Annotated in this window: 8 protein-coding genes and 2 CRISPR repeat arrays (1 of these 10 cut by a window edge); of the genes, 6 read left to right on the forward strand and 2 right to left on the reverse strand. The window is 61.9% G+C overall.

Features of this window, described 5'->3' with window-relative positions:
• Positions 1-101: direct repeats of the CRISPR family, unit length 28 nt; unit sequence CTTCACTGCCGTATAGGCAGCTCAGAAA; it begins 288 nt to the left of the window's first position.
• Positions 102-215: 114 nt separating this feature from the next.
• Together cas1f and cas3f are read left to right on the forward strand one after the other, a co-directional pair.
• Positions 216-1,184, forward strand: a complete 969-nt coding sequence (gene cas1f, locus BM059_RS23445; RefSeq protein WP_037003920.1) for a type I-F CRISPR-associated endonuclease Cas1f — start codon at positions 216-218, stop codon at positions 1,182-1,184.
• The gene (gene cas3f, locus BM059_RS23450) at positions 1,181-4,531 is read left to right on the forward strand and encodes a type I-F CRISPR-associated helicase Cas3f (RefSeq protein WP_074941559.1); all 3,351 of its coding nucleotides are present in this window, start codon (positions 1,181-1,183) and stop codon (positions 4,529-4,531) included. The genes cas1f and cas3f overlap by 4 nt, the downstream gene beginning before the upstream one ends.
• A gap of 181 nt (positions 4,532-4,712) precedes the next feature.
• Here the strand turns inward: cas3f and BM059_RS23455 are convergent, their stop codons facing one another.
• The gene (locus tag BM059_RS23455) at positions 4,713-5,978 is read right to left on the reverse strand and encodes a type II toxin-antitoxin system HipA family toxin (RefSeq protein WP_074941560.1); all 1,266 of its coding nucleotides are present in this window, start codon (positions 5,976-5,978) and stop codon (positions 4,713-4,715) included.
• Positions 5,978-6,319, reverse strand: a complete 342-nt coding sequence (locus tag BM059_RS23460; protein WP_037003916.1) for a helix-turn-helix transcriptional regulator — start codon at positions 6,317-6,319, stop codon at positions 5,978-5,980. Before BM059_RS23460 ends, BM059_RS23455 begins: the two co-directional genes overlap by 1 nt.
• A gap of 286 nt (positions 6,320-6,605) precedes the next feature.
• On the opposite strand from BM059_RS23460, the gene csy1 reads away from it, so the two are divergent.
• From csy1 to cas6f, 4 genes are read left to right on the forward strand one after another with little or no spacing between them, the layout of a single operon-like run.
• Positions 6,606-7,967: a type I-F CRISPR-associated protein Csy1 gene (gene csy1, locus BM059_RS23465; protein ID WP_037003915.1), complete on the forward strand. Its 1,362-nt coding sequence runs from the start codon at positions 6,606-6,608 to the stop codon at positions 7,965-7,967.
• A complete protein-coding gene (csy2, locus tag BM059_RS23470) occupies positions 7,960-8,961 on the forward strand; it encodes a type I-F CRISPR-associated protein Csy2 (protein WP_074941561.1) in 1,002 nt (333 codons plus the stop codon). The genes csy1 and csy2 overlap by 8 nt, the downstream gene beginning before the upstream one ends.
• Before the next feature lie 5 nt (positions 8,962-8,966).
• Positions 8,967-9,986: a type I-F CRISPR-associated protein Csy3 gene (gene csy3, locus BM059_RS23475; RefSeq protein ID WP_037003912.1), complete on the forward strand. Its 1,020-nt coding sequence runs from the start codon at positions 8,967-8,969 to the stop codon at positions 9,984-9,986.
• A 2-nt stretch (positions 9,987-9,988) separates the two neighbouring features.
• Entirely contained in the window at positions 9,989-10,552 is a 564-nt protein-coding gene (gene cas6f, locus BM059_RS23480; RefSeq protein WP_037003911.1) for a type I-F CRISPR-associated endoribonuclease Cas6/Csy4, read from the forward strand.
• 130 nt (positions 10,553-10,682) lie between these two features.
• Positions 10,683-11,852: a CRISPR direct-repeat array (repeat unit 28 nt; unit sequence CTTCACTGCCGTGTAGGCAGCTCAGAAA).
• Positions 11,853-11,854 lie beyond the last annotated feature (2 nt).

Genomic DNA, 11,854 nt, shown 5'->3' on the forward strand with positions numbered 1-11,854 from the left:
GCTGCTGCAAATCTTCACTGCCGTATAGGCAGCTCAGAAACGACAGCTTCACCCCAGGCCAGCCGGCCGGCAGCTTCACTGCCGTATAGGCAGCTCAGAAAAGGCACAAAAAACCCGCACGCGGCGGGCAGTGCCTCACTGCCGTGCAGGCAGCCCCGCACTTGGCACCTCAGAGCAAAAGAGCTTAACTGCCAGCATTGCCTCAGGAGCCCTTCATGGATGACATCAGCCCCTCCGACCTCAAGACCATCCTTCACTCCAAGCGCGCCAATCTCTACTACCTGCAGCACTGCCGGGTACTGGTCAATGGCGGGCGAGTGGAGTACGTCACCGATGCTGGCAAGCAATCGTTGTACTGGAATATCCCCATCGCCAATACCACCACCATCCTGCTCGGCACCGGTACTTCGATCACTCAGGCGGCGATGCGTGAGCTGGCCAAGGCCGGCGTGCTGGTGGGTTTCTGCGGCGGCGGTGGTACGCCGCTGTTTTCGGTCAACGAGATGGATGTGGAGGTGGCCTGGTTCACGCCGCAAAGCGAATACCGCCCCACGGAGTACCTGCAGAAGTGGGTTAGGTTCTGGTTCGACGATGACAAGCGCCTCGAAGCAGCCAAGGCCTTCCAGCTGGCGCGCCTGCAACGTATCCGCCAGGGCTGGCTGAACAACCGCCCGCTGAAGGACGCCGGCTTTCAGGTCGATGCCAGCGCGCTGGAAAACGCGCTGACAGCATCAGCACAGAACATACAGAGCGCACCGGACAACACCTTCCTGCTCACCGAAGAAGCCCGCCTGAGCAAACAACTGTTCGCCCTGGCCGCTCGCGCCGTCAGCTATGGCGACTTCACCCGCGCCAAGAAGGGCAGCGGCAGCGACCCGGCCAACCGCTTCCTCGACCACGGCAACTACCTGGCCTATGGTCTGGCTGCCAGCGCCACCTGGGTGCTGGGCATCCCTCACGGCCTGGCCGTGCTGCACGGCAAGACGCGGCGCGGCGGTCTGGTGTTCGACGTAGCCGATCTGGTCAAGGACGCCACCATCCTGCCGCAAGCCTTCGTCAGCGCCGTACGTGGCGACGAGGAACAGGAGTTCCGCCAAGCCTGTATCGAGAACCTCACCCGCAGCGAATCGCTGGACTTCATGATCGATAGCCTCAAGGCCGTGGCCGAGCAGGTTGGCTCATGAACGTCTTGTTGATCAGCCAGTGCGACAAACGCGCGCTGGTGGAAAGCCGGCGTCTACTCGATCAATTTGCCGAGCGCCGCGGCGAGCGCACCTGGCAAACGCCGATCACCCAGGCCGGGCTGGACACCCTGCGCAAGCTGCTGAAGAAAAGCGCCCGGCGCAACACTGCCGTGGCCTGCCACTGGATACGCGGCAAGGATCACAGCGAGTTGCTGTGGATAGTCGGCGATGCCAGCCGCTTCAACGCCCAGGGCGCGGTGCCGACCAACACTACCCGCCGCAACGTGCTGCGCAAGGATGACGAGAACGACTGGCACAGCGCCGAGGACCTTCGCCTGCTCAGCACCCTGGCCGCGCTGCTACATGATCTGGGCAAAGCCAGCCTGGTTTTCCAGAATCGCCTCAAACCCGGCGCGCCCATGGAGCGCAACCTGTACCGCCACGAATGGACATCGCTGCGTCTGTTCCAGGCCTTCGTGGGTAACGACGACGACCCGACCTGGCTCGCGCGCTTGGCCAATCCCAGCTCTCAGGATGACGCCACCTGGCTGAATCGCCTGCAACGAGACGGCCTCGATGCCGCCTGCGACAAACCTTTTCGCCACCTGCCACCCCTGGCCGCCGCACTGTCCTGGCTGGTGCTGACCCATCATCGCCTGCCCCTGATGCCCAGCGAGGACGCTCGCCTGGGCAGCAAGATCCGCCACTTCCAGCTCGGCATGCTGAAGACCCTACCAGGGGATATCGACGCCAGTTGGAACGAGCAATGCATCACCCAGGACCAGGCGCAGATCGAACCCTACTGGCAGTTCCCCCACGGCCTGCCAGTGACCACCGAACGCTGGCGAAAGCGGGCCAGCAAGCAGGCCCAGCGCCTATTGGCGCTGCTCCCACGTCGCCCGCAACGAGACTGGCTGGCCAGCCCATACCTGATGTACCTGGCACGCCTGAACCTGATGCTCGCCGATCACCACTACTCCAGTCTCACCGGCCCAGGCCGGGTGCAGGGCGAAGCCGGCTATCCGCTGTGGGCCAATACAGAACGCAAGAGCGGCAAGTTCAATCAGGGTCTCGACGAGCACCTGCTGGGGGTCGAAGCCAATGCTGGGTTGATCGGCCATCGCCTGGCCGACTTCGAGCGCAGCCTGCCACGCCTGGCCCGACACAAGGGTTTGAAGAAACGCAGCAGCAACGAACGCTTTCGTTGGCAGGACAAAGCCTTCGACCTGGCCGCCGGCATGCGCGAACAGGCCACGCGGCATGGCGCCTTCATCATCAACATGGCGTCCACCGGCTGCGGCAAGACTCTGGGCAATGCGCGCATCATGTATGCCTTGAGCGACCCCGAACGCGGTATGCGCTGCGCCTTTGCCCTGGGTCTACGCAGCCTCACCCTGCAAACTGGGCGTGCCTTCCGCCAACGCCTGCATCTGGACGAGGATGATTTGGCCATTCGTGTCGGTGGCACGGCCAACAGTACCTTGTTCGAACACCTGCAAACACTCGCCGAGCGCAGTGGCTCGGCGTCCAGCCAGGCACTGCTCGAAGACGACGGTCATGTGCGTTTCGACGGCAACGTGGACGCCCATCCACTGCTCAACAAAGTGATCCACGAACCCCAAGTACGCGCCCTACTCGTCGCGCCGGTACTGGTCTGCACCATCGACCACCTGACCCCGGCTACCGAAAGCCAGCGGGGCGGACGGCAGATCGCGCCCATGCTGCGGCTGATGAGTGGCGACTTGGTGCTAGATGAACCGGACGATTTCGACATCGCTGACCTGCCCGCCCTGGCGCGCCTGGTGCACTGGGCCGGACTGCTGGGCAGCCGGGTGCTGCTGTCCTCGGCCACATTGCCGCCCGCGTTGATCCAGGGTTTGTTCGAGGCCTATCGCGCCGGGCGCTGCGAATACCAGCGCCATCGTGGCGAGCGCCCCGGCGAGCTGCCGGCCATCGCTTGTGCCTGGATCGATGAACAGCGGCAAAGCCGCCTGGACTGTAGCGATAGCGCCAGTTTCAGCGCTGCCCACCTGGACTTTGCCCAGCGCCGCCATGCCTGGCTCACTACCCAACCAGCGCGCCGCCATGCACAACTGCAGCCCCTGCGCTTTGCCAGCCAGCGCCCGGAGGAAATTCGTCACGCCTTCGCCGAACAGGTACTGACGGCCGCACGCAACCTGCACGAGACCAACGCCACTGTCGATCCGCACAGCGGCAAGCGCGTGAGTTTCGGTCTGGTACGCATGGCCAATATCGAGCCCATCTTCGATGTAGCGCTTGCCCTGTTTCGCCAAGGCACCCCTGAAGGCGTGCGCATCCACCTGTGCGTGTACCACTCGCAGTTCCCACTATTGTTGCGCTCGGCCATCGAAAACCGGCTGGATACCACCCTGCAACGTGAACAGCCGGAAGGTGTATTCGCCCTGCCGGAAATTCGCCAGCGCCTGCTGCATTACAACGAGCCTGATCAGCTGTTCATCGTGCTGGGCTCGCCTGTCACCGAAGTGGGCCGTGACCATGATTACGACTGGGCACTGGTCGAGCCCTCATCGATGCGCTCGCTGATCCAGTTGGCCGGTCGCGTGCGACGCCACCGCCCTGGGCCCTGGAGCGCGACCAATGTGCGGATATTCGACAGCAACCTGCGCCATGCCGAACGGCGCGATCAGCCAGCTTTCTGCAAGCCCGGTTTCGAGACGGAACACCCCTGGCGGTTGAATGCCCACCGCCTGGACAAACTGCTGGATGCCGAGCAGTACCAACGAATCGACTCCCGTCCGCGCATTCTCGAACGTCCCGCGCCGCTCGACGCCAAGGGTAATCTGGTCGACCTGGAACACGCGCGCCTGCACGCGTGGATGTTGCAACCTAACGAACCCGACCCAGCCGCACTGTCTGAGCGCGAACGGCGACGGCAGAGCAGTCAGCCACGGGAACTGAACGCCCATGACGGTTGGAGTCAGCCACTACTGCACCTCACTGCCGTGGCGCAGCAGCAACAACCCTTCCGACTCGACACCCAACCCAGGGTCGAGCTGATCTTGCTGCCGGACGAAGAAGGTGAGGACTACCAGTTGCACCGCATCGACCCCGGCCAGCGCCGCCACGAGGTGGTGTATGTGGCAATAGATAAAAGCCAAAGCCAGTGCATCGCCGACAGCGAGCTGACCGGCCCGCGCATCAGCCCCTGGGGCACCACCGACTACCTCACTGCGCTGGATGAGCTGGCCCAGGAACTGGACATGGATCTGGAGGCCTGCGCCAAACGCTTCGGCACCGTCAGCCTGCCCGAAAACGAACGAGGCTGGCGCTTTCACCCTGCGCTGGGCTTTGCCAAACGCCGGTGATATGCCTGTAGGGTGGATCGGGGCACGTAGCCGACGCTTTTTTCATCCACTATTGGAGCGGTCCGGCTAGCCGCAGAGCCATGGTGGGCAAGCTGCGCGTTGCCCACACTACGGCCCGCCTCGCTCGTGCCTATCACACTGGAGCGCGAATGAATTTGCGCCTATATCCTGCGTGGCAAGCCTAACTCTCGATCCGAAAGTCCGAATGCAACGCCCGCCAATGCTCACGCAGGGCGGCTTTGTGCGCTTCGTGCATGGGACTGTCGCGCAGGGCTGCCGGCCATAGCTCGCGAGCCTTGCCGATAGCTGCCCTGAGGTTGTAGAGAATCGGCGACTCCGGCAAATCCGCACGCCTGGCCCAGCGCCGGAAGTGTTCGAGCGATACCTCGTACCATTGCTTGGTCTGCGCCATATTCAGCGCGAAACGCTGCTCGTCCGGGATATAGGCACGGGTGAAGAGAATGTCGTAGGCCGGCGACAGCACCGGGTTCACGCCATCAGGATAGAGAATGCTCCAGTTCTTCAGATGCGCATCGCCGTTGCCCAGCAGGATATTGACCAGCAAGCGCACGGCCATCTGCGCCACGTCGCGCTGACCGTTGTAGGTGTTCTGGTAGATCAGCCGAGCGATCTGCTCGTAACTGGCCTTCTGGTACTTGTCCGCCGCATAGGCGAACAGCACCTGAGCAAAATCCTCGGCATGCACACGCCGCCCCTCGGCCCGGTCGAAGCGGCGGATGCCATAGGCATAGCCTTCATCGGGCAGCTTGATCTCCGGCAGGCGTTCGAGCTTGCCCAGCTCCACCAGGCGAACTTCCGGTGTATCCACACCGGCCAGCGCGGCCAGTTGCATGCAGGTGTACTCGTTCAGCGGCACGTGAGCATGCACCGTGGAAGGCGTTTTGATGATCCAGTCACCGGGCGCCGCTGCGTCCCCCAATTGGTAACGACCATCGCGCTGGTGCATGGAAAACTTCATCTGCACCCCTGCCAGGGAAAAATGCGCCACTCGGTCCACAGCATTTACCGCCACGCGATCCAACCGTCCACGGTCACCAAAGGCCAGATCCGGGATGCTATCGCCAGTGATCGGCTCGGCGATTAGAGCACCGGGTAGGTCGCCACCCAGATGCACTAACAGCGGGAACTCGTTGTGCTCATGAACCTTCAAGCGCTGCGCCAGCAACTGCCGCAGCGCGCCTTCGGGCAGCAGGTTGCTCAGCAGCGGGTGCAACTGCATGTTGGTTGCCACGGGGAAAATCTTGCCGGCACGGGCCGCAAAGGTATCCGGGTTGGCCAGCGACAGGGTCAGCGCGGGGCGGCTGCCATCCGCAGCAAAGGATGGTGCCAGCGACAACACCGTGCGCTTGTGTGCATAGCCGGCAACGTAACCCACCAACTGCCCATGCAGCATCAGCCTGAGTGCTGAAACCTGTTCGCCGGCCATCAGTCGTTACCCAGGTTTTGCCAAGGATCTTCGATGGTTTCCTTTACGCCTGTGCCAGAGGCCGACGGTGTTGAGCCCTCCGTGGCGTGGTACAGCTTTGTTCTGGCGGGGCCGGCTTCCAGCAGTTGCTCGACCTGACGCGCCAGCTCCTTGGGGATCAGCATCAGCGTGGCGTCCAGACCCTCGGCGATCTTGTCCAGTGTGGCCAGGCTGGGGTTGCCGTCTTTTTCGATCTTGCCGTACTGCTGGCGATTGAGCCCTACCCGCAACGGCATATCCGTGCCCTTCAGGCCAAGCTGCAGGCGTCGACGTTTGATCTGGGTCAGCACTGTACTGCGCATGGGGCTACCTCACTCGCTTTATCCAACATGCAGCATATAAGGCTCTATTGAATAGAAAGAGCCTTAAAAGCTTCAAAATAAATCAAAAGAATTTTATATGCTTCACTTAAAAATGAAGCTTATAAAATTCATAAAATTTAATTTGCAGCATTAATACTTCAAATATGAATGATTGAAGCATAAAAGCTTCTTTGCGCAAATGGCTAGGCTTGAGCAGAGAGAGGCGGGAGTGATGGCAAAACGGTGCTACTTTTCGTTTGCCACTCCAGCACAAGGATTTGTTGCTATGAATGCCCTCTCCTCCAGCCGACAGCAGGCCATCCGCAGCCTGATCGAGCACTTCATCGCCGAACGCCTGGCCGCCAAGCTCGAAGGTCTGGCCGATGATGACCCCAAGCGTGCCACCCTGCTTGCCCAATACACCCCAGCCGCGTGGCTGGAAGATGCCGCCCGCCGTGCCGGGCAAATCCAGGCGGTGACTCATACGCTCAAAGCCATTCACCCGGACGCCAAGGGCACCAACCTTTATTGTTTGCCGAACAGCTTGCCGCAACATGCGCTGGTCGGTAGCCATTGCCTAGGCGATGACTTTGCCGGCGATGTGGTGGGCAATGCCGCAGCACTTGATGTGTACAAAATGCTCAAGCTGGAGCATGACGGCCAGCCGTTGCTCAGCCTGCTGCTAGCCGAGGATGAAGGCGCCCTGGCCGCATTGCACGACGATGCCGAACAGTCCCGAAGCCTGACCGCAGCCTTTACCGGCATAACCTGCGCACGAGGCGGCCTGGCCTCTCACACCCACGGCAAGCAGCTGTACTGGTTGACTGGTGATGACCCGTGCAACGACGCGGACTTTCATCTGCTCGCGCCGCTTTATGCCAGCTCGCTGGCTCATCGGGTGTATCAGCAAATCCAGGCCGATCGCTTCGGCGAGCCAGCCAAGGAAGCGCGTCAGGCGCGCCGCGACAAGCAGTTTCACCCAGGCGTGATCCACGAATACCCCGACCTGGCGGTGCAGAAGCTCGGCGGCACCAAGCCGCAGAATATCTCCCAGCTCAACAGCGAACGGCGTGGTGACAACTACCTGCTCGCCTCCCTGCCGCCTAGTTGGCAGCAGCGTGACGTGCGCCTGCCGATCCGCACCCGTGACGGCTCGATCTTCCCGGCCTTCGGCAAGCGCCCGGCGGTGGCCGAGCTGGTGCGCAACCTGCGCGACTTCCTGCTCAGTGGCCCGCCACCCAATGTACATACCCGCAACAGCCGCGACGAACTGCTGACCGAGCTGATCGACGAATTGCTGCTCTACGCCGCCGAGCTCTGGGCCTTCGAGCCCGGCTGGTCGGCCAAGCCCGAGTGCAACCTCAACCGCGCCGAGCAGCTGTGGCTGGACTTTCGCCGCGCCGAGCACGACGCCGTATTCGCCAGCGAATGGCGACACATGGACTGGCTCACGGAAATTCGCGAGCGGTTCGCCAACTGGCTCAATGCGCGACTGGTCAGCAAGCTTTCGGTCGGTGATGTAGAGAACAGCTACTGGGCCAAACAAGCTGGCAGCAATGCCCTGTGGCTCGACCTGGACTGGCTGAACCAAGCGTGGGTCGATCAATTCGAGCGCGAGCAACGCGACCTGGAGGCCGAGCATGAATGAACTGCCCGTCTCCAATGGCCTGCTGATCATCCCCCACCTGCGGGTGCAGAACGCTAACGCCATCTCCAGCCCACTGACCTGGGGCTTCCCCGCCATCAGCGCTTTCATTGGCCTGATGCAGGCCGTCGAGCGCAAGCTCAAGGGCCGCTTCGCCCTAATGTTCGATAGCGTCGGGGTAATCTGCCACAGCCATGAAGCACAGGTCAGCGAAGGCTATCAACGCGCCTTCCGTCTGACCCGCAACCCGGTCAACGAGCGCGGTGAAACCGCCGCCATCGTCGAAGAGGGGCGCATCCATCTGGATATCACGTTGATCTTCGGCGTCAGTGGTTACCGCGAAGACGGGCAACCCGATCCGGTACAAGGCGACTGGCAACAGCGGCGGCAAATCGCTACTGAGATCACCGAACTGCTTGGCAGCCTGCGTATCGCCGGTGGCAGTGTATTCCTCGACCCACAACACAAGCCGCTACTGGAGCCTTTGGCGCAAGGCGAGGAACGCAGCAAGCAGTTCCGCTACTTGCGCCGTCGCTGGTTGCCGGGCTTCGCCTTGGTCAGTCGCGACGACCTGCTACAGGCCCATCTGCAGCACCTGCAGGGCGAGAACGTCAGCGCCGACCTGCTCGATGCCTGGCTCGATCTATCCCGACTGAACCTGCGCGCCCAGGAAACCCGCCCAGCCAGCGAAACCCAACCGGCCAACGTCGAGTGGCGCGCCCAGCGCGTGGTGCCAAATGGCTGGCTGGTGCCGATCCCGGTCGGTTATAGCGCCCTCGGCCCGTTGCAGGCCGCCGGCAGCGTGGCCAACGCGCGGGACGGGCAAACCCCGCTGCGCTTCGTCGAAAGCCTCTACTCCATCGGCCAATGGCTCAGCCCGCACCGGCTACGCGATGTCGATGACCTGCTCTGGTACGCCAGCGCCGCCCCCGAGGCCGGCCTGTACCGCTGCCACAACCTTTACAGCCAAACCCTCTGCACTGATGACATGGAGTGACCATCATGACCACCGCCCCTCTGAAAACCGCTTCCGTCCTGGCCTTCGAGCGTAAGCTCGACCCTTCCGATGCGCTGTTTCATGCTGGTGACTGGCAGAAGCGTGACAACTGGCAGCCACTCGCCGTACGGGCAAAATCCGTGCGCGGCACCATCTCCAATCGCCTCAAGGCCAAGGATCAGGACCCGGCCAAGCTCGACGCCGCCATCGAAAACCCCAACCTGCAGACTGTCGATGTCGCCGCCCTGCCGCATGACGCCGACACGCTGCGCGTCAGCTTCACCCTGCGCGTGCTAGGTGGTGCCGGCACGCCCTCGGCCTGCAACGATGCCGCCTACCGACAGAAGTTGCTGGACACCGTGCAAGGCTACGTAGCCAAACACGGCTTCGCTGAACTGGCACGCCGCTACGCACACAACCTGGCCAATGGTCGCTTCCTGTGGCGCAACCGTATCGGCGCCGAACAAGTGGACGTGCAGATCGCTCATCTGGTCGATGGCAAGCCCGCCAAACAGTGGAGCTTCGATGCCCTGGGCTTGTCCCTGCGCAACTTCGACGCCAGTGGTTCAGTGGCTTCGGCGCTGGACGAACTGGCCAGCCTGATCGCCGCGGGTCTGAGTGGCGAACGTCACCTGCTGCTGGGCGTCACCGCGTATGTGCGCATGGGCGCCGGCCAGGAAGTTTTCCCCTCCCAGGAGCTGATCCTCGACCGGGGCAAGGGAGACAAGAGCAAAACCCTGTACAGCGTCAACGGCGTCGCCGGCATGCACTCGCAGAAACTCGGCAATGCCCTGCGTACCATCGATACCTGGTACCCGGACGCTGGCGAGCTCGGCCCCATCGCCGTCGAACCCTACGGCTCGGTGACCACCGAAGGTCGCGCCTATCGGCAACCCAAGGCCAAGGCCGACTTCTACAACCTGCTGGATAACTGGCTGCTCAAGGACAAGGAGCCCAACGAAGGCGACCAGCACTTCGTCATGGCCACCCTGATTCGCGGCGGCGTATTCGGTGAGGCGGGCTAGCCATGGACCATTACCTCGACCTCAAGCTACTGCCCGACCCGGAATTTCCGGCCACGCAGTTAATGAGCGCGCTGCTGGCCAAGCTGCACCGGGGCCTGCACGACCTGCGTCGTGCCGATGTGGGCATCAGCTTCCCGGATGTGGAAACGGCGAGTCATGGCCTTGGTGCCCGCCTGCGCCTGCATGGCAGTGCCGAAGCACTGGACAAGCTGCTGGCGCTCAACTGGCTCAACGGCATGCGCGACCACCTGCAACTGGGCGAACTGGCGCCAATCCCTGTGCAGGTGCGCTGGCGCTGCGTCAGCCGCGTACAGGTGGACAGCAACCCGGAACGCACCCGCCGCCGCCTGATCAAGCGCCACAGCATCAGCGAAGAGGAGGCGCGCCAGCGCATCCCCGACAGCGCCGGCAAACGCTGCGACCTGCCCTATGCCACCTTGCGCAGCAACGGTAGCGGCCACAGCTTCCGCCTGTTCATCCGTCACGGCCCACTGCTCGATACGCCTACATCCGGCACCTTCGGCGCCTACGGCCTGAGCACCCAGGCCAGCATCCCCTGGTTCTGACCCTTTTTTCTGAGCGCAAACGGAGCCCTTGCAAAATCAAGCACTTGCAAGTGGCTCCGAAAAAAGGGGTCTCAGCCATAAAACCAGCATGGCTCTTTAACAATCAGTACGTTAGGGTTTCAGGGCTCTACTTCACTGCCGTGTAGGCAGCTCAGAAAAGGACACCTGCGGTCACGCTGCAGTAAATCCACTTCACTGCCGTGTAGGCAGCTCAGAAAGAGTGGCCGTGCTGGGTGGAGGGGGTGAGCGGCTTCACTGCCGTGTAGGCAGCTCAGAAATGCCAAAGCCGCAGGGAGTCAGATACAAAGTACTTCACTGCCGTGTAGGCAGCTCAGAAATCACGGGCACCGTCGCCGGCGCCGGCACTGTCCTTCACTGCCGTGTAGGCAGCTCAGAAAGTGCGCGCGGCAGTCAGCGACGCAGCGCTAATCTTCACTGCCGTGTAGGCAGCTCAGAAAGGCAGGGAGGGGGCTGCGCCATCAGCGAACGTCTTCACTGCCGTGTAGGCAGCTCAGAAAAGGCGCAACGCCAGGCCTGATCTACCCCACCCCTTCACTGCCGTGTAGGCAGCTCAGAAATCGTTCTGAGCAGTGTCGGCATCCGCTACAGCCTTCACTGCCGTGTAGGCAGCTCAGAAAAATCCTGTGTGTCGCTCGATACGGCGACGTAGTCTTCACTGCCGTGTAGGCAGCTCAGAAAGGCTTGCACTGACAATTCGCCGACTCAAGTCGCTTCACTGCCGTGTAGGCAGCTCAGAAACAATCGATCCCTTGATACCCGTTCCGCCAGTCTCTTCACTGCCGTGTAGGCAGCTCAGAAAAAGACGATTGACGCGAACGCCTGTGCGAAAAGCTTCACTGCCGTGTAGGCAGCTCAGAAAGCCATCTAGGCACTCGATGTTCGTGACGAAATCTTCACTGCCGTGTAGGCAGCTCAGAAAGAAAGTGTCACGCAGACCACTGTTATCATGCGCTTCACTGCCGTGTAGGCAGCTCAGAAATGACCGTGCTCGGGTCAATATGGAGGCGTCACCTTCACTGCCGTGTAGGCAGCTCAGAAATGCAAGACTTCCTAATTTCCCTTCTATGCCTACTTCACTGCCGTGTAGGCAGCTCAGAAAAGAGCGATTCGGCATCAACGCCGCACCCGGTGCTTCACTGCCGTGTAGGCAGCTCAGAAAGTCGAGCTGCTGCGCGAGGATATGGAGCTCGTCTTCACTGCCGTGTAGGCAGCTCAGAAACCTGTGGCGCGCCATGGATCGGACTTCGCCCTCTTCACTGCCGTGTAGGCAGCTCAGAAAAG

The sequence above is a fragment of the Ectopseudomonas composti genome, from assembly GCF_900115475.1.
In the GTDB taxonomy this organism is placed as follows: domain Bacteria; phylum Pseudomonadota; class Gammaproteobacteria; order Pseudomonadales; family Pseudomonadaceae; genus Aquipseudomonas; species Aquipseudomonas composti.